The sequence below is a fragment of the Alphaproteobacteria bacterium genome, from assembly GCA_019635875.1.
Taxonomy (GTDB): Bacteria; Pseudomonadota; Alphaproteobacteria; order Reyranellales; family Reyranellaceae; genus JAFAZJ01.
Genome location: JAHBYP010000008.1, coordinates 246,803 through 271,140, shown reverse-complemented (window position 1 = coordinate 271,140; position 24,338 = coordinate 246,803). Strand labels below are relative to the sequence as shown.

General features: G+C 69.4%; 23 protein-coding genes. 11 read left to right on the top strand and 12 right to left on the bottom strand.

The annotated features are described in order from the left end of the window. Positions 1 to 117 precede the first annotated feature (117 nt). Together KF889_25270 and KF889_25265 are read left to right on the top strand one after the other, a co-directional pair. Positions 118 to 870, top strand: coding sequence for an ABC transporter ATP-binding protein (locus tag KF889_25270; protein MBX3502770.1), 753 nt, complete (start codon positions 118 to 120; stop codon positions 868 to 870). Positions 871 to 938: 68 nt separating this feature from the next. Then, the gene (locus tag KF889_25265) at positions 939 to 2,102 is read left to right on the top strand and encodes an ABC transporter permease (protein ID MBX3502769.1); all 1,164 of its coding nucleotides are present in this window, start codon (positions 939 to 941) and stop codon (positions 2,100 to 2,102) included. Positions 2,103 to 2,180: 78 nt separating this feature from the next. Here the strand turns inward: KF889_25265 and KF889_25260 are convergent, their stop codons facing one another. Beyond that, entirely contained in the window at positions 2,181 to 3,038 is an 858-nt protein-coding gene (locus KF889_25260) for an ATP-binding protein (GenBank protein MBX3502768.1), read from the bottom strand. Positions 3,039 to 3,242: 204 nt separating this feature from the next. On the opposite strand from KF889_25260, the gene yajC reads away from it, so the two are divergent. Genes yajC through KF889_25240 form a run of 4 tightly spaced genes read left to right on the top strand, consistent with a single transcriptional unit; the run spans position 3,243 to position 6,892 of the window. Next, positions 3,243 to 3,647: a preprotein translocase subunit YajC gene (yajC, locus tag KF889_25255; GenBank protein MBX3502767.1), complete on the top strand. Its 405-nt coding sequence runs from the start codon at positions 3,243 to 3,245 to the stop codon at positions 3,645 to 3,647. 15 nt (positions 3,648 to 3,662) lie between these two features. Continuing rightward, positions 3,663 to 5,306 carry a protein translocase subunit SecD gene (gene secD, locus KF889_25250; GenBank protein MBX3502766.1) on the top strand — a complete coding sequence of 548 codons (1,644 nt, stop codon included), beginning with the start codon at positions 3,663 to 3,665 and terminating at the stop codon, positions 5,304 to 5,306. A gap of 7 nt (positions 5,307 to 5,313) precedes the next feature. Next, positions 5,314 to 6,495: a protein translocase subunit SecF gene (gene secF / locus KF889_25245; protein ID MBX3502765.1), complete on the top strand. Its 1,182-nt coding sequence runs from the start codon at positions 5,314 to 5,316 to the stop codon at positions 6,493 to 6,495. Between the two features lie 52 nt (positions 6,496 to 6,547). Further along, positions 6,548 to 6,892 (top strand): Mth938-like domain-containing protein, encoded by a 345-nt coding sequence (locus tag KF889_25240; GenBank protein ID MBX3502764.1) that lies wholly within the window; start codon positions 6,548 to 6,550, stop codon positions 6,890 to 6,892. Positions 6,893 to 7,022: 130 nt separating this feature from the next. Here KF889_25240 and KF889_25235 read toward each other — a convergent pair whose 3' ends face one another. Then, positions 7,023 to 7,616 (bottom strand): superoxide dismutase, encoded by a 594-nt coding sequence (locus tag KF889_25235; protein ID MBX3502763.1) that lies wholly within the window; start codon positions 7,614 to 7,616, stop codon positions 7,023 to 7,025. A 250-nt stretch (positions 7,617 to 7,866) separates the two neighbouring features. Continuing rightward, entirely contained in the window at positions 7,867 to 8,463 is a 597-nt protein-coding gene (locus KF889_25230) for a urate hydroxylase PuuD (GenBank protein ID MBX3502762.1), read from the bottom strand. Between the two features lie 115 nt (positions 8,464 to 8,578). Here KF889_25230 and KF889_25225 point away from each other — a divergent pair, with 115 nt between their 5' ends. Together KF889_25225 and KF889_25220 are read left to right on the top strand one after the other, a co-directional pair. Beyond that, entirely contained in the window at positions 8,579 to 9,448 is an 870-nt protein-coding gene (locus KF889_25225; GenBank protein MBX3502761.1) for a squalene/phytoene synthase family protein, read from the top strand. Between the two features lie 35 nt (positions 9,449 to 9,483). Next, positions 9,484 to 10,395 carry an alpha/beta fold hydrolase gene (locus tag KF889_25220; GenBank protein ID MBX3502760.1) on the top strand — a complete coding sequence of 304 codons (912 nt, stop codon included), beginning with the start codon at positions 9,484 to 9,486 and terminating at the stop codon, positions 10,393 to 10,395. A 2-nt stretch (positions 10,396 to 10,397) separates the two neighbouring features. Here KF889_25220 and KF889_25215 read toward each other — a convergent pair whose 3' ends face one another. Together KF889_25215 and trmFO are read right to left on the bottom strand one after the other, a co-directional pair. After that, positions 10,398 to 11,234, bottom strand: coding sequence for an LLM class F420-dependent oxidoreductase (locus KF889_25215; protein MBX3502759.1), 837 nt, complete (start codon positions 11,232 to 11,234; stop codon positions 10,398 to 10,400). A 122-nt stretch (positions 11,235 to 11,356) separates the two neighbouring features. Beyond that, complete coding sequence (trmFO, locus tag KF889_25210; protein MBX3502758.1) at positions 11,357 to 12,724, bottom strand: methylenetetrahydrofolate--tRNA-(uracil(54)-C(5))-methyltransferase (FADH(2)-oxidizing) TrmFO; 1,368 nt, start codon at positions 12,722 to 12,724, stop codon at positions 11,357 to 11,359. A gap of 109 nt (positions 12,725 to 12,833) precedes the next feature. Between trmFO and KF889_25205 the strand changes: the two genes are divergently transcribed. Continuing rightward, a complete protein-coding gene (locus KF889_25205; protein ID MBX3502757.1) occupies positions 12,834 to 13,220 on the top strand; it encodes a RidA family protein in 387 nt (128 codons plus the stop codon). Between the two features lie 9 nt (positions 13,221 to 13,229). On the opposite strand, the gene KF889_25200 is transcribed toward KF889_25205, so the two are convergent. The 5 genes from KF889_25200 to KF889_25180 all read right to left on the bottom strand — a co-directional run bounded on the left by KF889_25200 (position 13,230) and on the right by KF889_25180 (position 18,325). Beyond that, complete coding sequence (locus KF889_25200) at positions 13,230 to 14,594, bottom strand: DUF3179 domain-containing protein (GenBank protein ID MBX3502756.1); 1,365 nt, start codon at positions 14,592 to 14,594, stop codon at positions 13,230 to 13,232. A 31-nt stretch (positions 14,595 to 14,625) separates the two neighbouring features. Next, on the bottom strand, positions 14,626 to 15,924 hold the full coding sequence (locus tag KF889_25195) for a sigma-70 family RNA polymerase sigma factor (protein MBX3502755.1): 1,299 nt from the start codon (positions 15,922 to 15,924) through the stop codon (positions 14,626 to 14,628). A gap of 5 nt (positions 15,925 to 15,929) precedes the next feature. Beyond that, a complete protein-coding gene (locus KF889_25190) occupies positions 15,930 to 16,286 on the bottom strand; it encodes a transcription initiation protein (protein ID MBX3502754.1) in 357 nt (118 codons plus the stop codon). Between the two features lie 78 nt (positions 16,287 to 16,364). Beyond that, entirely contained in the window at positions 16,365 to 16,934 is a 570-nt protein-coding gene (locus KF889_25185) for a chalcone isomerase family protein (protein MBX3502753.1), read from the bottom strand. After that, positions 16,934 to 18,325, bottom strand: coding sequence for a radical SAM protein (locus KF889_25180; protein MBX3502752.1), 1,392 nt, complete (start codon positions 18,323 to 18,325; stop codon positions 16,934 to 16,936). Before KF889_25180 ends, KF889_25185 begins: the two co-directional genes overlap by 1 nt. Positions 18,326 to 18,475: 150 nt before the next feature. On the opposite strand from KF889_25180, the gene KF889_25175 reads away from it, so the two are divergent. Then, on the top strand, positions 18,476 to 19,336 hold the full coding sequence (locus KF889_25175; protein MBX3502751.1) for a DUF547 domain-containing protein: 861 nt from the start codon (positions 18,476 to 18,478) through the stop codon (positions 19,334 to 19,336). An 80-nt stretch (positions 19,337 to 19,416) separates the two neighbouring features. Then, on the top strand, positions 19,417 to 20,451 hold the full coding sequence (locus KF889_25170) for a hypothetical protein (protein MBX3502750.1): 1,035 nt from the start codon (positions 19,417 to 19,419) through the stop codon (positions 20,449 to 20,451). Here the strand turns inward: KF889_25170 and KF889_25165 are convergent. Further along, positions 20,432 to 21,268 carry a GNAT family N-acetyltransferase gene (locus KF889_25165; GenBank protein MBX3502749.1) on the bottom strand — a complete coding sequence of 279 codons (837 nt, stop codon included), beginning with the start codon at positions 21,266 to 21,268 and terminating at the stop codon, positions 20,432 to 20,434. The genes KF889_25170 and KF889_25165 overlap by 20 nt on opposite strands. An 85-nt stretch (positions 21,269 to 21,353) precedes the next feature. Further along, entirely contained in the window at positions 21,354 to 24,251 is a 2,898-nt protein-coding gene (uvrA, locus tag KF889_25160; protein ID MBX3502748.1) for an excinuclease ABC subunit UvrA, read from the bottom strand. Positions 24,252 to 24,338: the final 87 nt, after the last annotated feature.

Sequence of the window (24,338 nt, the reverse complement as noted above, 5' to 3'; positions counted from 1 at the left end):
GTGCCCGAAGGGCGGAAGGGGGATGTCGAAGACGAACGCAGGGGTCCGTCTTCGACATCCCCCATCCGGCGCTACGCGCCACCTTCCCCCTCCGGGGGAAGGCAAGAGGCGGCTGCCATGACCGCGCTGATCGAGACGCGCGATCTCGCCAAGACCTATGTCATGGGCGACCAGCGCGTGCGGGCGCTGCGGCGGGCGTCGCTGTCGATCGCGCGCGGCGATTTCGCCGCCGTCATGGGGCCGTCGGGCTCGGGCAAGTCGACCTTCATGAACCTGCTGGGCTGCCTCGACACGCCGAGCAAGGGCGACTACGCGCTCGACGGCGAATCGGTGTCCGGCATGTCGCCCGACCAGCTCGCGGCCCTGCGCAACCGCAAGATCGGCTTCGTCTTCCAGTCGTTCAACCTGCTGCCGCGCGCGACGGCGCTGGCCAATGTCTGCCTGCCGATGGTCTATGCCGGCGCCTCGCGCGCGGTGCGCGAGGCCAAGGCCAGGGCGGCGCTGCGGACGGTGGGGCTGGGCGATCGCCTCGACCATCGCCCGGCGCAGCTTTCCGGCGGCCAGCAGCAGCGCGTCGCCATCGCCCGCGCGCTGGTCAACGAGCCGGCGCTTCTGCTCGCCGACGAGCCCACCGGCGCCCTGGATTCGCGGACCAGCCTCGAGATCATGGCGCTGTTCCAGCGGCTCAACCGCGACGGCCAGACCGTGGTCGTCGTCACCCACGAGCCCGATGTCGCCTCCTTCGCCAGCCGCGTGATCCGCTTCCGCGACGGCAAGGTGGTCGACGATCGCCGGCAGGAGCCCAACGACGCGGCGCAGGAGCTCGAGCGGCTGATCGCGGCCCCCGCTGAACGCGAGGACGCGGCGTGAGCATCCTCGAGGCCCTGCGCTCGGCGCTCGACGCGCTGCGCGCCAACCTGCTGCGCAGCGCGCTCACCATGCTGGGCATCATCATCGGCGTCACCGCGGTGATCGTCATGGTCGCGGTCGGCTCGGGCGCCCGCGCCAAGGTGATGCAGCAGATCCAGAGCCTGGGCTCGAACCTGATGATCGTGATCTCGGGCAGCACGACCTCGGGCGGCGTGCGCATGGGCTTCGGCTCGCGCTGGACGCTCTCGGAGGAGGACGTCAACGCCATGGCGCGCGAGGTGCCGGCGGTGCAGGTCTCGGTCGGCACGGTGCGCGGCAGCGCGCAGATCGTCACCGGCGGCGTCAACTGGTCGACCGTCGTGCTCGGCGTCACCGCGGGCTACCTCGAGGCACGCGACTGGGAGCTCCGGAGCGGCCGCGACTTCACCCAGCAGGAGATCTCCGGCGCCGCCAAGGTGATCCTGCTGGGCGAGACCGTGGTGAAGAACCTGTTCGGCGACGATATCGATCCCGTCGGCCAGATGATCCGCGTGAAGGCGACGCCGTTCATGGTCGTGGGCGTTCTCGCGCGCAAGGGCCAGAACACGTCGGGCCAGGACCAGGACGATGTCGTCGTCGTGCCGCTGTCGACCGCCAAGCAGAAGGTCGTCGGCACCAGCCGGGCCAATTCGCGCGCCGTCGCCGCCGTGCTGATCAAGATCCGCGACGGCGAGGACATGGGCGAGGCCGAGCAGGCGCTGGCCAACCTGCTGCGCCAGCGCCACCGCCTGACGCCGGCGCAGGACAACGATTTCTGGATCCGCAACCTCACCGAGGTGGCCGAGACCCAGGCGGCCTCGGCACGTATCCTCGCCCTGCTGCTGGCCGCCGTCGCCGGCGTCTCGCTGCTGGTCGGCGGCATCGGCATCATGAACATCATGCTGGTCTCGGTGACCGAGCGGACCAAGGAGATCGGCCTGCGGCTGGCGGTCGGCGCGCGCCGCGGCGACATCCTGCGCCAGTTCCTGATCGAGGCCACGACGCTCTCGGCGATCGGCGGCGCGGTCGGCGTGGTGCTGGGCATCGGCGGCTCGGTGATCGTCGCGCGCGCCGCCGGCTGGCCGACCCTGATCCAGCCCGAGGTGATCGTCGTCGCCGTGGGCTTCAGCGCCCTGATCGGGGTGTTCTTCGGCTTCTACCCGGCGCAGCGCGCCTCGCGCCTCGATCCGATCGAGGCCCTGCGCCACGATTGATTTCCGTCATCCCGAGCGCAGCGAGGGATCCAGTCAACTTCCTGGATCCCTCGCTGCGCTCGGGATGACAGCAAGTCGCTAATCCAGCTTGCGCTCCAGCCTGCCGGCGAGGTCCTGGATGAACTGCCAGGCGACGCGGCCGGAGCGGCCGCCGCGCGTCACCGACCATTCGACTGCCTGGGCGCGCAGGGTCTCGGGGTCGATGTCCAGGCCGTAGCGCCGCACGTAGCCTTCGATCATCGCGAAATAGGTCGGCTGGTCGGCGTTGTGGAAGCCCAGCCACAGGCCGAAGCGGTCCGACAGCGAGACCTTCTCCTCAACCGCCTCGCCCGGGTTGATCGCCGTCGAGCGCTCGTTGTCGATCATGTCGCGCGGCATCAGGTGGCGCCGGTTCGACGTGGCGTAGAAGATCACGTTCTCCGGCCTGCCCTCGACGCCGCCCTCGAGCACCGCCTTCAGCGACTTGTAGGCCGCGTCCTGGCCGTCGAAGCTGAGGTCGTCGCAGAACAGGATGAAGCGGCGCGGCGCGCGGCGCAGCGTAGCCAGCACCGAAGGCAGCGAGGGGATGTCCTCGCGGTGGATCTCGATCAGCGCCAGCGGCCGGCCCGCCACCTCCTCGTTGATCGCCGCGTGCGCGGCCTTGACCAGCGAGCTCTTGCCGGCGCCGCGCGCGCCCCACAGCAGGGCGTTGTTGGCCGGGAAGCCCCTGGCGAAGCGGCGTGTGTTGTCGAGCAGCTGCTGCTTCTGGCGGTCGATGCCCTGCAGGAGGTTGATGTCGACGCGGCTGACCGCCGGCACCGGCTCCAGGCGATGGCTGTCGACATGCCAGACGAAGGCGTCGGCGGCCCTCAGGTCGGTATCCTGGCGCGCGGCGGGGGCGAGGCGGTCGAGCGCATCGGCGATCCGGCGCAACAGGGGTTCGTACTCGGCGGTCATGATGGCGCTGGCGGCTGATGGCGGGGCGGAAGCGGCCGGGAACCTATCCCTAATGCCTTGATCGTCCAAGGCATTTTTCCGACCGTGGGACTTGCGCCACGGTCGGCGCAAACCCATCTGTCGCGTTGCAATGCGGGGCCGGGTCTGTATAGTCCGGCGTCTTTTTTCCGGCCCCTCCTGCGGGCCCAAAACCGGGGTTACGACATGTTCATCAGCGAGGCCTATGCCCAGGCGGCGGGCGGCGGCGGCGGTATGGACGGGCTGCTGTCGAACATCGCGCCGCTGATCCTCATCTTCGTCGTCTTCTACTTCCTGCTGATCCGCCCGCAGCAGCGCCGCGCGCGCGAGCACCGCGAGATGCTGGCCAGCGTGCGGCGCGGCGACCAGGTGGTCACCGGCGGCGGCTTTCTCGGCAAGGTCACCAAGGTCCTGAACGACAACGAGATCGAGATCGAGCTGGCCGAGGGCCTGCGCGTGCGCGCGCTCAAGGGCACCTTGCAGAACATCGTCAGCCGCGGCGAGCCGACTGCCAAGGAAGCGGCGAACAAGGAGGCCGTCCAGAAGCCCACCAGCGTGCTGGGCGGCCTGTTCGGCGGCCGCAAGAAGTAGCCGGGCGCGACCCGGATGCTCCATATCCCCCGCTGGCAGACCTGGACGATCTTCGGCATCACGCTGTTCTGCGCGGTGCTGGCGCTGCCCAACCTCCTGCCGCGCTCGGTGCTCAACCACCTGCCGGCGTGGTACGCCGGCAACCTGATCAACCTCGGCCTCGACCTGCGCGGCGGCGTGCACTTGCTGCTCGATGTCGACGTGCGCACGGTGTTCCGCCAGAACGCCATAAACCTCACCGGCACGGTGCGCGAGCGACTGCGCGAGAGGGGCATCCAGGCGCGCGACATCGTCGCCGAAGGCGGCGTCGTCACCGTCACCATCCGCGACGAGGCGCAGGGCAACGACGCCCAGTCGGTGCTGCGCAACATCGATTCGACGCTGACGGTCGAGCGCACCGCGCCTGCCGCCTTCCGCCTGTCGTACACCGAGCAGGAGCAGGCGCGCCGCCGCCGCGAGATCCTCGAGCAGTCGATCGAGGTGCTGCGCCGGCGCATCGACGAGTCGGGCACCAAGGAGCCGTCCCTGCAGATCCAGGGCAGCGACGGCATCGTCGTCCAGGTGCCGGGCGTGCAGGATCCGGCCGAGCTCGAGCGCATCGTCGGCAAGACGGCGCGGCTGTCGTTCCGCCTCGCCGATATCGACTGGGTTCCGGGTTCCCCGGTGGCGGCCAGCGCGGTGCTGCTGCCAACCAAGGAAGGCTGGGACGAGGCGCTCAGGCAGTGGGAAACGCAGAAGCGGCCGGAAGAGAAGGAGCTGCGCGCCGCCGATGTGTGCCGCCGCTTCCAGGTGCAGTGCCAGGCGGTGCGCCGCGCCATCATCGTCGGCGGCGAGGATCTCACCGGCGCCAACGCGACCTTCGACCAGCAGACCAGCCAGCCGATCGTCGGCTTCCAGTTCAACAGCGCCGGCGGCCGCGCCTTCTGCCGCGTGACGACGAACAACGTCGGCAACCCGCTGGCCATCGTGCTCGACGATGTGGTGATCAGCGCCCCGCGCATCAACAGCGCGATCTGCGGCGGCAGCGGCATCATCACCGGCCAGTTCACGGTGCAGCAGACCAACGAACTGGCGCTGCTGCTGCGCGCCGGCGCCCTGCCGGCGACGCTGACGATCGTCGAGAAGCGCACGGTGGGCGCCGATCTGGGCGCCGACGCCATCCAGGCCGGCCTGATCGCCTCGATCGTCGGCACGGTGCTGGTCGTGCTGTTCATGTTCGTCGCCTACGGCCCGATCTTCGGCTCCTTCGCCAACATCGCGATGGTCGTGAACATGGTGATGGTGTTCGCCGGCATGTCGGTGCTCGGCGCCTCGCTGACCCTGCCGGGCATCGCCGGCCTGGTCCTGACCGTGGGCCTGGCCGTCGATTCCAACGTGCTGATCTACGAGCGCGTGCGCGAGGAGCAGGCGGCGGGACGCCAGCCGATGTCGGCCCTGGTCGCCGGCTACGAGCGCGCGCTGTCGGCGATCATCGACGCCAACCTCACCACCCTGATCGCCGGCCTGCTGATGTTCGGCTTCGGCAGCGGTCCGATCCGCGGCTTCGCCGTGACCCTGTCGCTGGGGCTGGTGACGTCGATGTTCAGCTCGACGATCTTCACCCGCATGGTTCTGGGCTGGTGGCTGCGCACGTTCCGCCCGCGCGAGCTGGTGATCTGAGGCCGCCATGTGGAAGCCACTGCGCCTGATGCCGATCAGGACCAACTTCGACTTCCTCGGCAAGCGCATCCACTCGCTCGTGCTGTCGACGGCGGTCAACATCGCCGCGCTGGTTCTGGTCTTCACCGTCGGATTCAATTTCGGCATCGATTTCCTCGGCGGCATCGCCATCGAGGCGCGCTCGAACAAGGGCCCGGCCAGTCTCGCGGCGATCCGCGCGACCACGTCGGGCCTCGGTGTCGGCGAGGTCACGCTGCAGGAGTTCGGCAATGTCGAGACCGTGCTGGTGCGCGTGCAGCGCCAGGATCCCGGTCCGGCCTGTGTCGGCAATGCCGGCAAGCTCCTGACCGCGGCGATGGGCGACGGCTGGGGCCTGAGGCCTGCGACCGGCGGGCTGGGCGGAGAGCTCGAGGTCGTGGCGCCGCAGCCGCTCAATGATGAGCGCCGCGTCGCGGTCGCGCGCACCATCGCCGTCAACGACGCCCAGGTGGCGCGTGGCACGGGTGCGACCTCGCGCGTGCTGATGACGCCGGAGCAGCAGGCCGAGTGGTGCCAGCAGGTGGCGATCCGCCTGGTCGCCGCGGCGCTGGGCGGCGATTACGACATCCGCCGCACCGAGACCGTGGGCCCCAAGATCGGCGCCGAGCTGATGCGCACCGGCATCATCGCGGTGATCATCACCATGCTGGGCATCGCCGCCTACGTCTGGTTCCGCTACGAGTGGCAGTTTGCGGTCGGCGCGCTGATCGCGGTGACGCACGACGTGCTGACGACCGTCGGCTTCTTCGTGATCACCCAGCTCGAGTTCAACCTGGCGGCGCTGGCCGCGGTCCTGACCGTCGCCGGCTACTCGGTGAACGACACCGTCGTGGTGTTCGACCGCGTGCGCGAGAACATGCGGCGCTACAAGAAAATGTCGCTGGTCGGCATGCTCAATGTCAGCGTCAACGAGACCCTGGCGCGCACCATCATGACGTCGGGCACCGTGTTCATGGCCATGGCCGCGCTGGCGCTGTTCGCCGGACCGGTGCTGCACAGCTTCTCCTACGCCATGCTGTGGGGGGTGATCGTCGGGACCTACTCGTCGATCTGGGTGGCCAACGCCAGCCTGGTCTATCTCAACCTGCGGCCCGAGCGGCTGCGGCCGGACGACGACGCCAATCCGACCGCGACGGCGGCGCGGCCCTGAGACGTGACGCGGGCGGTCGGCGATGACGACACCGACCGACAAGACCCTGCCGATGCCCGATCCGACGGAGCGGCAGGTCATCCAGAGCTACGGCGACGGCGGCTTTCGCGTGAGCGGCGCGCGGCATATCGGCGCGATCATGGTGACCGCGGTTCGCACGATCGCCTGGCCCGACGCCCAGGTCGCGGCGCTCGATCCGGGCTCGCTTCCCGGCGACATCGACGTGCTGGTGATCGGTTGCGGCGCACGCGCGGACTTCGTGCCGCCGGCGACGCGCGAGGCTTTCAGGCGGCGTGGCATTTCGCTCGAGGTGGCGGATACGCCGGGGGCGTGCCGCACCTACAACATCCTGCTGGCCGAAGGGCGGCGGGTGGCCGCCGCCCTCCTGCCGGTTTAGGGCGGCGAACGGAAAGACAGAGGCACCCTTTCCTTCCGGGCGGAGCGAGGGATCCAGGCCTGCCCTGGATCCCTCGCTCCGCTCGGAATGACAGCAATTGCGTTCGATCAACTGCCCGCCGGTTTGATCGCTACACCAGGTTGGCGTTGGCGAACTCCCAGTTCACCAGACGGTCGAGGAAGGTCTGGACGTACTTGGCCCTATCCTGCTGGTAGTCGAGATAGTAGGCGTGCTCCCAGACGTCGAGCGTGATCAGCGCCTTCTGGCCGTGCACCATCGGCAGGTCGGCGTTGCCGGTGCTCGTAATCGCCAGCTTGCCATCGGCGATGACCAGCCAGGCCCAGCCCGAGCCGAACTGTCCGGTCGCCGCGGTCTTGAACTCCTCGGCGAATTTCTCGTAGCCGCCGAAATCCGCATCGATGCGCTCGGCGATCGCGCCCGTCGGACGGCCGCCGCCCTGCGGCGTCATGCTGTGCCACAGGAAGGTGTGGTTCCATACCTGGGCGGCGTTGTTGAAGATCTTGGCCTTCGCCTTCTTGCGCGCGGTGGCGCGGATCACGCCCTCCAGCGGCATCTTGGCGAGGTTGGATCCCTGGATCAGTTCGTTCAGCGTCTGCACGTACTTCGCGTGGTGCTTGCCGTGATGGTGGTCCAGCGTGTCGGCGGAAATGTGCGGCTGGAGCGCGTCGCGCGCATAGGGCAGCGGCGGCAGCTCGTGCGTCACCAGGCTCCTGGCCCGCGGCGCGGCCGGCGGGGTTTCCGACAGGTACGGGTTGTGATGGTCCATGACGCGACTCCTGCTGTGGGGATGGACCCGATATAGGTCCCGACCATGACGGGTGCACGGCTATCGCCGCAGATGCCCCAGAATGGCCAAACTTCGTGCGGTATGTGTTCTGCGACACAACGAAACCGCAGCAAAAACGGGGCCCCGCAGGGCCCCGTTGTCGTGCGGTGCTATCGACGGACGGTCGTCAGAGGCCGCCGTTCTGCTGTGCGACCATGCAGTAGAGCATGGCGATCGACAGCAGGGTGTTGATGCGCGAGGTCAGCATGGCGATGCGCGCCGCCTTGGGCTTCTGGTCGGCCGGGCAGTCGACGAGGCCCAGCGCCTTCTGCTGGTTCGGCCAGATGATGAACCAGACATTGAAGGCCATGATCAGCGCCAGCCACATGCCGATGCCGATGGCGTGCACGCCCTTGTTCAGCAGCAGCGCCTCAAGGATGTAGCCGCTCATCCACGCCAGCAGCAGGCCGGTGACGACCGTCGCGAGCGCGCCATAGCGGAACCAGAACAGCACCTCGGGCGCGATGAACTTGCTGATCGCCGCGCGGTGCTCGGCCGGTTCGATCTTCGGCACGGTCGGGATCTGCACGAAGTTGAGGTACCACAGCAAGCCGATCCACATCACGCCCGAGATCACGTGCAGCCAGCGCATGATGAAGGTCGCCCAGGTGTGATCGACCTTGATGAAGGCGCCGGTAAGCGCACCGACGATGACGATGATGGCGATGAGCAGGACGAGACCTGCCAGCAGCGTACGGCCAAGGGATTGGAGTATGGCGGCCATTACAGGCTCCCCTCATTGGTTCTTGTGGGACTCGGTATCGGGATCGAAGGCTATCATATCGGCGAGTCGTTTCAATATGTGGTAGGTCCGCCGTGCGGTCGGACGAGGTATCGCGATGCAGCATGGCCCCAACGGGGGTGACGACGACCTGGCGGCGGCCTGGACCTATTGCGCGACCCAGGCCCGCAGCGCCGATCACGGGCGCTGGCTCTGCAGCCTGTTCGCGCCCGAGGCGGCGCGCCGCGATCTGTGGGCCGCGCTGGCCTTCAACGCCGAGATCGCCCGCACCCGCGAGGTGGTGCGCGAGCCGATGCTGGGGCAGATCCGCCTGCAATGGTGGCGCGAAGCCATCGCCGAGGCCTATGCCGGCAAGGTGCGCGCGCATCAGGTGATGGCGCCGCTGGCCGATGCCATCGCCCGGCGCCGCCCGCCGCGCGAGCGGTTCGAGGCCCTGCTCGACGGCCGCCTGCACGATCTCGAGGACGAGCCCTTCGAATCACTGGCCTCGCTCGAAGACTATGCCGCGGCGACGTCGGGTGCCCTCTCGCTGCTGATGCTCGACCTGCTGGGCATCGACGACGCCGATGCGCGCGCGGCGGCCGGTGCGATCGGCACGGCGTGGTCGCTGGCCGGGCTGGCGCACGCCACACCGCATCTCGCGGCGCGCCGCCGGCTGATGCTGCCGCGGGACCTTTTGGGCGATATCAATCCCGAATCGCTGTTCACAGGACAGCCCGACGAGCGGCTGGCCGGCGTGGTGCGCGTCGTGCTCGATCGCGCGGACGCGCTGCTGGGCGAGGCGCGCCGCCATCGCCGCAAGGTGCCGCGGCAGGCTCTGCCGGTGCTTGTCCAGGCGCGGCTGCTCGACCGCCAGATCGCGCGCATCCGCCATGCGGGTTTCCGCGTGTTCGGGCTGTCCGCCGAAACGCCATCGGCCGTGGCGCCGATCCGCCTGTGGTGGGCGGTGCGCACGGGCCGTTTCTGAGGCACGATGGCGCCATCACGGAGACAGGAGACGACATGCCCACGGCCAAGGCCAATGGCCTCACCATCGCCTACGAGACATCGGGCGATCCGCGCGATCCCACCATCCTGTTGGTGATGGGGCTGGGCGCGCAGCTGACGCTGTGGCCCGACGCCTTCGTCGAGGCGCTGGCGGCCAACGGCCTGCATGTCGTGCGCTACGACAATCGCGACGTCGGCCTGTCGAGCGACTTCGACTCCTCCGGCGTCGTCGACATGAACGAGGTGATGATGAGGGCGATCGCGGGCAAGCCGCTCAGCCCGCCCTACACCGTGGCCGACATGGCGGCCGACGGCATCGGTCTGCTCGACGCGCTGGGCATCAGGGCCGCGCATGTCGCGGGCCTGTCGATGGGCGGCATGATCGTGCCGCACATGGCCGCGCGCCATGCCGATCGCGTGCGCAGCATGACGGTGATCATGTCGAGCTCGGGGCGCCGCGGCCTACCGCCGGGCAAGCCCGAGGCGATGAAGATGCTGATGACGCGGCCGATGTCCGACGACCGCGCCGAGGTCCTGCGGCACAGCATGGCGCTGCGCCGCGCCATCGGCGGGCCGGCCTACCCCGAGAACGAGGAGGTGCTGCGCGCCACCGTCGAGCGGCAGGTCGACCGCCGCTACTACCCGCAGGGCGTCGGCCGCCAGTATTACGCCGTCATCGCCGACGGCGACCGCACCGCCCTGCTGAAGTCGCTCAAGCTGCCGACCCTGGTGATTCACGGCAGTGACGATCCGCTGCTGCCGGTGGAATGCGGCCGCGACGTCGCCGCCTCGGTGCCGGGCGCGGCGATGCACGAGGAGCCCGGAATGGGCCACGAGATTCCCGGTCCGCTCTGCCAGTCGCTCGCCGCCAAGATCGCGGCGCACTGCAAGGCAGCAGCAGAGGTTCGGTCCGTGGCCGCGGAATAGGGCTACCGCATCAGCTGGGCGCCCTTGTCGAGAAGCGGCAGGACCTTGTCCTTCGCTTCCGGCGGCACGCCGAAGACGACGCGATCGACGCCGGCGTCGCGGGCGCGCTTGAGCGCGTCGGCGTCCATGCCGACGCCGAAGATCGTCACCGGCACGTCGGCCTCGGCGCGGCCGGCTTCCTTCAGCATCGCCCGGAACGGCGGCAGCATCGACAGCGTGTCGCCGCCGCGCCCGCCGATCGGCATCCAGCCATCGGCGTAGGCGATGGCGCGGCGCGCGCCCTGCGGGAAGCCGCCGCCGACGATGATCGGCGGATAGGGCTTCTGCACCGGCTTGGGCCACTGCATCATTTCCCCGAACTGCACCATCTCGCCGGCGTATTTCGGCTTCGAGCGCTGCCAGATCTCCTTCATCGCCTCGATGCGCTCGCGCATCAGCTTGAAGCGCGTGCCGAAGGCCGTGCCGTGATCGGCCATCTCCTCGGCGTTCCAGCCGCCGCCGACGCCGAACAGCAGCCTTCCGTTCGACAGCCGGTCGATCGTCGCGACCTCCTTGGCGGTATAGATCGGATCGCGCTGCACGACGAGGCACACGCCGGTGCCCAGCTTGATCGTCTTGGTGACCACCGCCGCCGCGCCCAGCGCGACGAACTGGTCATAGGTGTCGTAGTACCATTTCGGCAGCTCGGCACCGCCGGGCCATGGCGATGTGCGGCTGGTGGGAATGTGGCTGTGCTCGGGGAACCACAGCGATTCGTAACCACGCGCCTCGACCTCGACCGCCAGCTCCTGCGGCTGGATCGAGTAGTCCGTCGGAAACATCGTGATGCCGATCTTCATGCCTGGTCCTCCCCTTGCGGTCAGGCAGGAGAGTAGTTGGACCAGGTCAACCTGTCATTCCGAGCGCAGCGAGGAATCCAGAGCGACCTGGATTCCTCGCTGCGCTCGGAATGACAGGATTTCTACTCCGCCGCCTGACGGGTTACACCCAACCAGGCGTCGAGATCGGCGAGCGCGCGGCTGGTGATGGCGAGCTTCTTGTCCTTGCCGCGCGGCGGGCGCTTGGCGCCTGCCGGCGTGGGTACATCGGGGAACAGGCCGAAATTCACGTTCATCGGCTGATAGGTCGCGGCGTCGGCGCCGCCGGTGATGTGCGCCAGCAGCGCGCCCAGCGCCGTGGTGCGCGGTGGCGGCGATGGTTCGACGCCCAGCCGCTCGGCGGCGGCGAAACGTCCCGCCATCAGGCCGACGGCGGCGCTCTCGACATAGCCTTCGCAGCCGGTGATCTGGCCGGCGAAGCGCAGCGCCGGGCGCGCCTTGAGGCGGAACGTGCCGTCGAGCAGGCGCGGGCTGTTGATGAAGGTGTTGCGGTGCAGGCCGCCCAGCCGCGCGAACTCCGCATGCTGCAGGCCGGGGATCATGCGGAAGATCCTGGTCTGCTCGCCGTGCTTCAGCTTGGTCTGGAAGCCGACGATGTTGAACAGCGTGCCCAGCGCGTTGTCCTGGCGCAGCTGGACCACGGCGTGCGGCCGCCGGCCGGTGCGCGGATCGGTCAGCCCCACCGGCTTCATCGGGCCGAAGGCCAGCGTATCGCGGCCGCGCTCGGCCATCACCTCGATCGGCAGGCAGCCGTCGAAATAGGGCGTGTCCTTCTCCCACTCCTTGAACGAGGTCTTCTCGCCGGCGATCAGGGCGTCGATGAAGGCGTAGTAACCGTCGCGGTCGAGCGGGCAGTTGATGTAGTCGGCGCCATCGCCGCCCGGCCCGGCCTTGTCGTATCGCGACTGGAACCAGGCGATGTCCATGTCGATGGAGTCGCGATGCACGATGGGCGCGATGGCGTCGAAGAAGGCAAGGTTGCTCTCGCCCGAGAGCTCGAGAATCGCCTGGCTGAGCGCCGGCGAGGTCAGCGGGCCGGTGGCGACGATGACGCTGTCCCAGTCCGGCGGCGGCGCGCCGGCGATCTCCTCGCGGCGGATCTCGATCAGCTTCTCGGCCTCGATCGCCGCTTGCACGGCGCCGGAGAAACCGTGCCGATCGACGGCGAGCGCGCCGCCCGCCGGCACCTTGTGCTGATCGGCGGCACGCAGGATCAGCGAGCCGCAGCGGCGCATCTCCTCGTGCAGCAGGCCTACCGCATTGCTCGCGGCGTCGTCGGAACGGAAGGAGTTGGAGCACACCAGCTCGGCCAGCGAATCGGTGATATGCGCATCGGTGCCGCGAATGGGTCGCATCTCGTGCAGCACCACGGGGACGCCGGCGCGCGCCAGCTGCCAGGCGGCCTCGCTGCCGGCGAGACCGCCGCCGATCACATGCACGGGCTTGAACATCGCTGCCGACACCGCTTCAATCCGACCAAGCGCCAGGGGGAGGCGCAGCAATAGTCCCGCGGGCCGACCGGCGCAATCGCCGGTGCGTCGCGGGCGATCGGGAGGCTCAATGCCAGTCACGCGTCACAATCCGAAGACCGTTCCGCTCGCCGGCAAATACACCCATGGCGTCGAGCTGCCGCCGGGGCAGCGCGTCCTCTACGTCTCGGGCCAGGTCGGCACCGACGCCAAGGGCAAGGTCGCCGCCGGCATCGAGAAGCAGTGCGATGCCGTCTTCAAGAACATCGGCGCGGTGCTGAAGAGCACCGGCATGAGCTACGGCGATATCATCAAGGTCAATGTCTACCTCACCGATGCGCGCTACATCGGCGCCTTTCGCGCGGTACGCGACAAATACATCCACGACCCGTTCCCGGCCTCGACCCTTGTGATCGTGTCCGGGCTCGCCGCGCCCGACATGCTGGTCGAGGTCGAGGCGGTCGCCGCCAGGCCCTGACGGTCTCGCCTACGGCGGCGTCCACAGGCCGGCGCGCTCGCCGAACTGGTTGCGCCAGCCGAACCAGTAGGCGTTGTGGCCGGGCACGCGCTCGAGCCGCCGGCCATCCGGCGCGACCAGGGCGGATTCGGTGCGCGACCACGTCGTGCCGCTCTCGTCGCGCAATCTGTCTCCCGGCAGCGCGTCGAAGGTGAGCGCGCCTCGACGATAGACGCGCACCGTCTCGGTCGCGCCCTCGCCGATCGCCACGACGGGCACGGCGCCGACCATGTCGTTGACCACGCGCCCGCCGGCGAAGGCCTTCACCGGCCAGGCGCGCAGCGCGCCGTCCAGCCGCACGCCATGCACGATGTCCTTGGGCTTCAGCCTCCCGTCGGTCGCGGCCGCCGGGAACATCAGCCCGGGACGGGTGAAGTAGTCGCCATAAGGCTTGCCGGGCGCGTAGTCGCGCGTATGGCCAGTGTCGAGCGAGAGCACGCGCGTGCCGGGCTGGTCGCGCTTCCACCGCTCCCAGGTGGTGACGACGATCGGTCGCGTGCGCAGCGCGATGCCGGATCCCACCAGGGGGCCGACCGCCGGCGTGCCGCCGAGGTGGTTCCACAGCGACAGAGTCTCGCGGTCGTACATCAGCTTGTTGGAGCGGTAGAGCAGCTTCGACGAGCCGAACTCGAAGGGCTTGGCGCGGCCGGCGACATGGCTTTCATAGAGCACGCCGGCGCCGCAGAGCGTGCAGTAGGCCAGCGCCACCGGCACGCCGCTGACCACGTCGTTGGCCATCTCGTGCCAATCCATGATGCGGTGCGGATACGCCCGCACGTCGCCGCCGACCTCGACGCCGAAGACCAGCTCGCCCGGCCACAGCCAGTCGGCGTCGCCGGCGGCGATGAACCTGGGGTTCACCAATGCGGGAATGCCGTCCTTGGCGACGCCACCCCAGACGATCTCCTCGAGCCGGATGGCGCGACGCGCGCCGGGCGAGACGAAGTCGAGGAAGTTGGGATCGATCGCGTGCAGCAGATTGGCCTTGAAGACGTCGTAGCCGGCGAACGGCTCGCGCGGGTTCAGCTCCTGCCAGACCATCCATTCCTGCCAGCCCTTACCCACGTCGCGCCCGGCGGCGGCGCGCAACGCCGGGCCGATCACCTCGAAATCCTCGGGATTGAAGAACCACAGGTCGAGCAGCACCGGCACGACGTCCGGCCGCTCCAGTGCGACCAGCCCGCGCAACGCTGCGCGCCGGCGCTCTTCGTGACCGGTGAGCGCGGCGAGCGCCAGTCGCAGCACCGGCTCGTCGCGCGCCCGGGCACCGCCGGCCAGCGCGGCGAACGCCATCGCCGAGGCGAGCCGGCGGCCGATCGGAGGCGGGCGTCGCATGCCGCGAGCCTCGGCGACCGCCAGCGGCGGATCAAGCGCCCGACACCACCGCTCCCGGTGATGTGACCGCTTGTGTGCCGGCACGGCGCAGAAGGAAGCGTTGCGCCGGCATCGAACGGGTCAGCCGCGCCGCCTCGGCGAAGGCGCGCGCGGCGTCGGCGTCGCGGCCCAGCCGGCGCAGCAACTCGCCGCGAATGGCAGGCAGCAGGAAGTACTCCTCCAGTGCCGCCTCGCCGGCCAGCGCCTCGACCTCGGCCAGGCCGCGCGCGACGCCATCGGTCATCGCCACGGCGACGGCGCGATTGAGGCGATGCACGGGCGAGGGCGCAAGCGCCACCAGCGTGTCGTAGTAGCCGAGGATCGAGCGCCAATCGGTTTCGTCGAACGTCGCGGCGCGCGCGTGCTCGGCGGCGATGCCGGCGAGCAGGTGGAACTCCGACAGGTGCTGGCCGGTCGCGGCGCGCTCCAGGCGCGCGAAGCCCTCGGCGATCGCCGCGCGATCCCAGCGCGCGCGGTCCTGGTCGGCGAGCAGCACGATCTCGCCGGCCGCGTCGGTCCGTGTCGGCAGGCGCGCGAGATGGAACAGCAGCAGCGCCGCCAGCGCCTGGGCTTCGGGCCGGCCGGCGATCGGGTGATCGGCCAGCAGCCGCGCCAGCCGCACCGCCTCGTCGCAGACATCGGCACGCACCAGCGCGTCACCGTCGGCCGCGCCATGGCCCTCGTTGAAGGCGAGGTAGAGCGCGTCGAGCACCGTCGCCAGCCGCGAGGGCAAGTCGCGCGGCGACGGCATGTCGAGCGACAGGCCGCGCTCGAGCACGCGCCGGCGCGCGCGCACCAGCCACTGCGCCACGGTGGCTTCTTCGCGCAGCACGCCGGATGCTATTTCGCGCGTCGACAGCCCGCAGCCGACGCGCAGGATCAGCGCCAGCCGCATCTCTTCCGACAGCGCCGGGTGCGCGCACATGAAGAGCAGGCGCAGCTCGTCGTCGGCGAGCTCCTCGGTAAAGCGCGCGCCCGGCGGCGCGGGCGTGCGCGCCAGCAGCTCGCGCTCGATGGCGGCGGCATGGCGGCGCAAGGTGGCGTCGCGGCGCGCGGCGTCGATCGCCAGCCGACGCGCCGCGGTGAACAGCCACGCGGCGGGGTCGTCGGGCACGCCGCGATAGGGCCAGACGCGCAGTGCCTGCAGCAGCGCCTGCTGGGTCACGTCCTCGGCGAGGTCGAGGCGTTGCGCGCCCAGGCTGCGCGCGAGCGCGGCGACGATGCGGCCGGACTCGCGGCGGAACAGGCGATCGACCAGCGCGCCGACGGGGTCGCAGGGCGCCGGCCGCATGGCGCTCACATCTCGTGGATCTGACGCACCTCGATGGTGCCGGTGGCGCCCGGTCGGACATGCGGGCAGCCCTTGGCGATCTCGCAGGCGGCGGCGTAGTCCTCGGCCTCGATCACGAAGTAGCCGCCGATCAGCTCCTTGCTTTCCGCGTACGGCCCGTCCTTCACCGTGACCTGCGCGCCGCTGTGATGCAGCACCTTGCCGGGATCGTCGCGCAGCTTGTCGCTGCCGACCAGCTTGCCGGCCTCGCGCAGCCCCTGTGACCAGGCGCGATACTTGCCGATGATCGCCTGCATCTCGGCCGGCGACAGCGCGGTGAAGTCCCTGGGGTTGTCGCGCAGCAGCAGCATGAACTTGGCCATCTCCGTCTCCCTTGGCTGGACATCATAGAGACGGATGGGCTGGCCGGAAATCGACAGGCTCCGGTGCGGGTCGATGGATTATCGCTGTTTGTGGCCGAGCAACGCCTCGCGCAGGTCTGTCGTAGGGGGTACCCGGCCGATCCATGTCTCGAGCAACACCCGGGCGAAGGCGGGGCCGGCGATACCGCCGCGAAGGACCTGGTCCTCATGCACTTTGAGGTTCCCGCCGTCGAAGACGAAACGCCACCGCGTCTTCGGGCGGGCGTCCGCCAGCGTGGCGAGGAAGGCGTCAGTGGCGTCGCCATCGAGCACGCAGCCGATGCGGCAATTGGCGCGCAGCGACGTAAGACAGGCTTCGCGGATCGCGGCCGCCGACGCCTCGCGGCAATAGACCATCTCGACCGCCCAGGACCGCCCGAGGCGCAGCGCTTCAGACGCTGCGGTCGTCAATGTAGGTTGGTAGAGTGCCGCCGCGTAGGCCCGAATGCCCCATGGCGAGACGACACGCCAACCCTGGCCATTGAGGAAGAGCGCGGTACCGCCCACCTCGATCATCCGGGGAAACGACATCTCGCACGCCGCGGCCGGCGGCGCCGAGCACAGCAGCACGGCAGCGAATATGAGCGAGCAGCGGATGGCGCGGCGCACTACCAGCCGGTGGACGAGGCGTCCGTGCGGTCGAATCGCGCGCGGGCACGGCCTTTGGCCGTCTTGCGCGACAACTGCACGACCGAGGGTGCGTGGGCGCGTTCGCTTGTCGCGCCCGTGACGGGATCCCAGAAAAGGCGATGGCCTGGCTGGTGGAGCCTGATCGGCGGCAGCAGAAATCGGTCGCGCTGCGCATTCACCAGGCACATGGACCGCATGCCGTCGGCGGTGGCCACCATGAACGCGCAAGCCTCGATGCGATCTCGCTCGAGCTTGCAGGCGTCCATGAAGTTGTGGACGAAGAATGAGACCTTCTCGACCCTGCCGCGTCCGCGCCACAGCCCGCGCCTCATGCGCCAGGCCAACCGGCCGGCCCATCGCAGCCCGGGCAACCACAGCCCGGGCCGCGCCATCCAGAACCGCAGTAGCGTCGCGACAGACCGCAATCGATGTCGCCGGTCGAGGCGCACATCCACGGCCTCCTCAAGCATGCGCTCGAGGAACGGGCGATCGCGGTACAGGTCGAAGGCCTCCTGTCCCGCCGCCAGCACACAGGCGTAGCGGTTGCAGGCCGGGTGGCCGCCGAGTGGAAAGTCCCATGACAGGCGCGCGGCCAGGGCGGCATCGATGGCGGCGCAGATTGCGGCCGGCGTCAGCGTCTCGGGCCGGCTGCCCAGCACGCCGCGGCCGGTTGCGGCCTGCAATTGAAAGCTGGCAAAGGATATCGTGCCGGCCCGGGCAAAGAAGTAGCGCACCAGCGCCCTGACCTCGCCGACATTGCCGGTGTGCAGCGAGGTGTTGAAGATGACGTTCAGGCCCAGCCCGCGGGCGCGTTCGACGTAGACATCGCGCAGGGCGTTGAGCGCGACTTCCGAGTCGTAGCCCTTGCGGTTCTGCGTCGTATCGACATGGAAGGCCACGTCGACAAGGCCCGCGCTGGCGAGCCTCGCCAGCAGCTCCCGCGTGGCGCGAATACCGTTCGTGAACAGCGCGGGCCGCAGTCCGATCGCCGCGGCGTGGCGCACGATCGCCACCAGCTCGTCATGATCGCGCAACGTCGGATCGCCACCGGTGATCTGCACGTCGGTTCCCTCGCCATAGATGCAGCGCACGTCGTCCAGGCGCCGCAGGACCTCCGGCAGCGGCAGATCCTTGAGCGCCTCGGACGAGTCTGAGAGATAGCAAAGGCCGCAATCGAGATTGCAGCGCTGCGTGATCTCGACGGCGATGCAGCCGACGCCCCAGCGGCGGCCATAGGCCTGCGCCGGCGACCACAGGCCGAGCTTGCGCATCAGCCGGCGAGCGCGCTCGTGCGGCGTCTCGCCGCCATCGCCGCGATAGGCCGGCCATGCCGCGATCTCGTCCGGGCTCATCGTCGATCGCTCGATCATCGCGGACTCCGTCGTGCGGCGGCACTGTGCCCATGCGTACTGACCGTCGCCATTCACGTTGTCGTTGCCGGGAGCCGGATCACACAGACTTGAGTGTCAAGTGAACGCTGCCGCATCTGATCTTTCGCCGCACAGCGACGAGGTATCGAGATGAATGGCACCGCCGGTGCGCCCCGGATGACGCGGCGAGCGATGATCGGCGGACTCGCAGCCGTCGCCACCCCATCCGCCGAGGCGCTCGCCCAGCCCAGCGCCGATCCCTGGCAGCGCTGGTCATCGCACGACGATGGCAGTGCCACAGCGATTGACCACGCGATTTGGGCCGCTTTCCTCGATCGCTACGCCGCGAGCGACGCCTACGGAGTCGTGCGCCTGCCTTACGCGCGAATAGCCGGCGAGGATCGTCGGGCGCTGGAGTCGTACATCGCCGCCCTGGAAAGCAGCCCGGTGTCATCGCTGCGGCGTGCCGAGCAGCTCGCCTACTGGGTGAACCTGTACAACGCCCTGACCGTTCGGATCGTGCTCGACCACTACCCGGTGAAGTCGATTCGCGATATCCGCCTTGGCGGTGGCCTGACAGCCGCCTTCTTCGGTGGCCCGTGGGATGCCAAGCTGCTGCGGATCGAGAATGAACGAGTGTCGCTCAACGACATCGAGCATCGCATCCTGCGCCCGCTCTGGCGTGATGCGCGCCTGCACTACGTCGTCAACTGCGCCTCGACAAGCTGTCCCGCGCTGCCCGTGCGGCCAATCTCTCACGCGGCGGCGGACGATGCGATGGATCGCGCCGCGAGGGCGTATGTGAACGGCGCCTATGGCGTGCGTCGCCAGGGCGACAGCCTATGGGTCTCGAGCATCTACCGATGGTACCGCGGCGATTTCGGCGGCAGCGACGCCACCATCGTCGCTCATCTGGCGCGCTATGCCACCGGTGAGCTCGCGGCCGTCCTTGCCCGTGGGCCCAGGATCGTGAACGACTTCTACGACTGGAGTCTAAACGACAGGTCGTAGCGCAAATCGCCGCGCCTGACCGGCAGTTCGGCGAAAGGCGGTCGATTGCCGGTGCTCCGAAATGAGCGTATGCTCAACCCATGGATCTGCCGGCCGTCCCGTTCTTCGATGCCCGCGACGGTGGGCCGGCGGCGCATGCGCGCGCGCGTGCCGGACAGACGCGGGCGGTGCGCGACGCGTGCCTCGGCTGGGTCCCGGCCGGCGGTGCGCTGGCGCGCATCGGCGATCCGATCGTGCGCCGCTGGATGAAGCGCTCGGCCTCGCCCTACGCCACCGACATCGCCGCCATCCAGGCCGGCCTGGGCAGGCCGGGTGCGTGGACCTTGCACGGCGCCTATCTCTTCGGCTGCACGGCACTGGCCGATGAGGGAGCATGCGGGCCGCGCCTGCGCCGCACGCTCGACTGGCCGTTCCCGGGCCTCGGCCGACTGGCCGAGGTCGTGCGCCAGCGCGGACCGGCCGGCGACTTCCTCAACGTCACGTGGCCGGGCTTCGTCGGCGTGCTGACGGCCGTTGCGCCCGGGCGCTTCGCCGCCGCGATCAACCAGGCACCGATGCCGCGCCGCACGTCGAGCGACGCGATGCGCTGGACGGACTATGCGCGCAATGCGCTGCGGCCGTTGCGCTCGGCCAGCAGGTGGCCGCCGGAGCATCTGCTGCGCCACGTCTTCGAGACCTGCGCGAGATTCGCCGAGGCGCGCGCGATGCTGGAGCGGGCGCCGCTCGCGCGCGCGGTGCTGTTCACGCTGGTCGGAGTGAGGCCCGGCGAATGCGTGGTGATCGAACGGGAAGAGACGGCGGCACGGACCCGCGTCGCCGACGGCGCGATCGCCAATGCCTGGCAGGATCCGCGCGAAGGCTGGGAGCCACGTGTCTGCGGTGTCGGCAGGCCGGCCGAGAACAATGCGAGGCGGATCGCGGCGCTTTCGGCCTGGTCCGGTCGGGAGGCACCGGCGTTCGAGTGGGTGGCACCCCCGGTGCTCAACAGCTTCACGCGGCTGAGCGTCGACATGGCGCCGGCCGACGGCACGCTGCGCGTGATGGGCTGGGAGCCGGATTCGCGTGGCGGCGCGATGCCGGTCTCGGCCGGCCGCTTCAGCCCATCGCCTGGCTGACCAGCGCGAAGCGGCGGGCGGGTCCCGACGGCGCCGGCGGCGTGCCGCGCACCATGATCGGCAATTCGCCGCCGCGCTCGAGGCCGAGCTCGTTGAGCCAGGCGGCGATGGCGGCGTGCTCCCTCGGCACGTCGACGCGCAGCGGCCGGCCGGCGTGCCGCCGGAGCCAGAACGCGATCAGGCGGCGCGCCTCCTCGTTGTCGCGTGCGACCACCGGGCCGACGACATGGCCTCTGCCGAAGAGCCGGCAGACCGAGAAGCCGACGATGCCGCCCTCGCGGCGCAGCGCGACGACCTCGCCGGCCTCGACCAGGGCGCCCAGCAGCGCCTCGCGCGGAAAGCCCATCGCGCTGGCGTCGAGCGCGACCAGCGCCGGCAGGTCGGCGCGGCCGGCCGGCTCGATCGTTCCGGTCACGCCGGCATCGACGGCCGTGCCCATGTGGGCGGCGTTCTCGCCGATGGCGACGAAGCCCAGCGACTCGTAGAGCCGGCGGCCGGCCTCGGTCGAGATCAGCAGCAGCGAGCGGCCGGCGGCATCGGCCAGCGTGCGTGTCATCAGCGCCCGCCCCATGCCGGCGCGATGCACGGTGGGATCGACGGCGACCATGCCGATCGTGGCGAAGTCATCGCCGTAGGGGAACCACATCAGCGCGCCGCGCAGCGCGCCGGCGCCGTCGAAGGCGCCCAGGCCGTTTCCGACCGACAGCGCGAACAGCCAGTCCTCGTAGCGATGCGCCCAGCCGACGGCGGCTGTCAGGCCGTGCGCGGCTCTGGTATGCATCGTGGTGATCGGCGCGATCTCGAATAACAGGCTCATGGGAACCTCCTGTGTCATCCCGAGCAAAGCGAGGGATCTAGTGCCGGCCTAGATCCCTCGCTGCGCTCGGGATGACAGTGTCTCTTTATGCTCGCTTGCGCGCGGCGGTCGTGCCGCCCTTGCGTAGGTGGGGCGCGAGGTACTGGCCGGTGAAGCTCTCGGCGACGCGCGCGACGTCCTCAGGCGTGCCCTCGGCGACGACGCGGCCGCCGCCGGCGCCGCCGTCGGGGCCGAGATCGAGGATCCAGTCGGCGGTCTTGATCACCTCGAGATTGTGCTCGATCACCAGCACCGTGTTGCCGGTCTCGACCAGCCGATGCAGCACCTCCAGGAGCTTGCGCACGTCGTCGAAATGCAGGCCGGTGGTGGGCTCGTCGAGAATGTAGAGCGTGCGCCCGGTGGCGCGGCGCGACAGTTCCTTGGCGAGCTTCACGCGCTGCGCCTCGCCGCCGGAGAGCGTCGTCGCCTGCTGGCCGATATGGATGTAGCCGAGGCCGACCTGCTGCAGGGTCAGGAGCTTGTCGCGGATCACCGGCACCGCTTTGAAGAACTCGACGCCCTCGTCGACGGTCATCTCCAGCACGTCGGCGATCGACTTGCCCTTGAACAGCACCTCGAGCGTCTCGCGGTTGTAGCGCTTGCCCTTGCAGACATCGCACTGCACGTAGACATCCGGCAGAAAGTGCATCTCGATCTTGATCACGCCGTCGCCCTGGCAGGCCTCGCAGCGTCCGCCCTTGACGTTGAAGGAGAAGCGACCGGGCTTGTAGCCGCGCGTCGTCGACTCGGGCAGTTGCGCGAACCAGTCGCGGATCGGCGAGAAGGCGCCGGTATAGGTCGCGGGGTTGCTGCGCGGCGTGCGGCCGATCGGCGACTGGTCGATGTCGACGATCTTGTCGAGATGCTCGACGCCCTCGATGCGCTCGTGCACGCCGGGCTGCTCGCGCGCGCCGTTGAGCCGCTTGGCCAGCGCCTTGTAGAGCGTCTCGATGATCAGCGTGGACTTGCCGCTGCCCGATACGCCGGTGACGCAGGTGAAGGTGCCGAGCGGGATCGAGGCGCTGACGTTCTGCAGGTTGTTCTCCTTCGCGCCCTTGACCGTCAGCAGCCGCTTGCGGTCGGCCGGCCGGCGCCTGGTCGGCACCTCGATCTGGCGGAAGCCGGAGAGGTACTGGCCGGTGACGCTGTCGGGGTTGCGCATCACCTGCTCGGGCGTGCCCTCGGCGACGATCTGGCCGCCATGCGCGCCGGCGGCCGGGCCCATGTCGACGAGATGGTCGGCTGAGCGGATCGCATCCTCGTCGTGCTCGACGACGATCACCGTGTTGCCGAGATCGCGCAGCCGCGTCAGCGTGCGCAGCAGGCGGTCGTTGTCGCGCTGGTGCAGGCCGATCGAGGGTTCGTCGAGCACGTAGAGCACGCCGGTGAGGCCCGAGCCGATCTGCGACGCCAGCCGGATGCGCTGGCTCTCGCCACCGCTGAGCGTGCCGGAGGAGCGGTTGAGGTTGAGGTAGCTGAGGCCCACGTTGTTGAGGAAGCCCAGCCGCTCGTTGATCTCCTTGAGGATGCGCGCGGCGATCTCGCGCTGCTTGGCGCTGAGCTTCACCGGCAGGGCGGCGAACCACTCCACCGCCTCGCCGATGCCGAAGCGCGTGACCTCGCTGATGTGCAGCCCGCCGATCTTCACCGCCAGCGCCTCGGGCTTCAGGCGGTCGCCCTTGCAGGCCTCGCAGGCGTGCTCGTTCTGGAAGCGCTCCATCTCCTCGCGCACCCACGACGAGTCGGTCTCCTTCCAGCGCCGGTTCATGTTGGGGATCACGCCCTCGAACGGCTTGGTCGTCTGGTACTGGCGGATGCCGTCGTCGTAGCGCATGGCGATCGGCTCGTTGCCGCTGCCCTTGAGGATCGCGTCGCGCATCTTCGTGGGCAGCTCGCGCCACGGCGTGGTCATCTTCTGCCTGAAGTGCTTGGCGATGCTCTCGAGCGTCTGGCCGTAGTACTGCGACGACGATTCCGCCCACGGCGCGACCGCGCCCTCCGACAGCGACAGCCGGTCGTCGGGCACCACGAGGTCGGGATCGAAGAACATCTTCACGCCCAGGCCGTCGCAGGCGGGGCAGGCGCCCTGCGGCGCGTTGAAGGAGAAGAGGCGCGGCTCGATCTCCTCGATGGTGAACCCCGAGACGGGACAGGCGAACTTGGCCGAGAAGATCGTGCGCTCGCCGCCGTCGGCGTTCTCGGCCACGGCGATCCCTTCGGCCAGCTCGAGCGCCGTCTCCAGCGAATCGGCGATGCGGTTGCCGAGATCGGCGCGCACGACGATGCGGTCGACCACGACGTCGATGTCGTGCTTGTACTTCTTGTCGAGCGTGGGGGCGTCGTCGATCTCGTAGAGCTTGCCGTCGACCTTGACGCGCTGGAAGCCGCGCTTGCGCCACTCCGCCAGCTCCTTGCGGTACTCGCCCTTCCGCCCGCGCACCACGGGCGCCATCAGGTAGAGCCGCGTGCCCTCGGGCATCGCCTTGATGCGGTCGACCATCTGCGAGACGGTCTGGCTCTCGATCGGCAGGCCGGTGGCCGGCGAGTAGGGGATGCCGACGCGCGCATAGAGCAGGCGCAGATAGTCGTAGATCTCGGTGACCGTGCCGACGGTCGAGCGCGGGTTGCGCGAGGTCGTCTTCTGCTCGATCGAGATCGCCGGCGACAGGCCCTCGATGGAGTCGACGTCGGGCTTCTGCATCAGCTCGAGGAACTGCCGCGCATAGGCCGACAGGCTCTCGACGTAGCGCCGCTGGCCCTCGGCGTAGATCGTGTCGAAGGCGAGCGAGGACTTGCCCGAGCCGCTCAGCCCGGTGATCACGATCAGCCGGTCACGCGGCAGGTCGACGTCGATGTTCTTCAGGTTATGCTCGCGCGCGCCGCGCACGCTGATGAAGCGGCTGGGCTCGGCGAGGCTGCGGAAAGCGGGCTGGCTCTTGCTCATTGGGCACTGAACGCGCGAGGGGCAAACGGACCGGGAGGCGCATTATCCGTGCCACCGCCGTTCGCGCAATGTTCTTGTTGTCGGGGT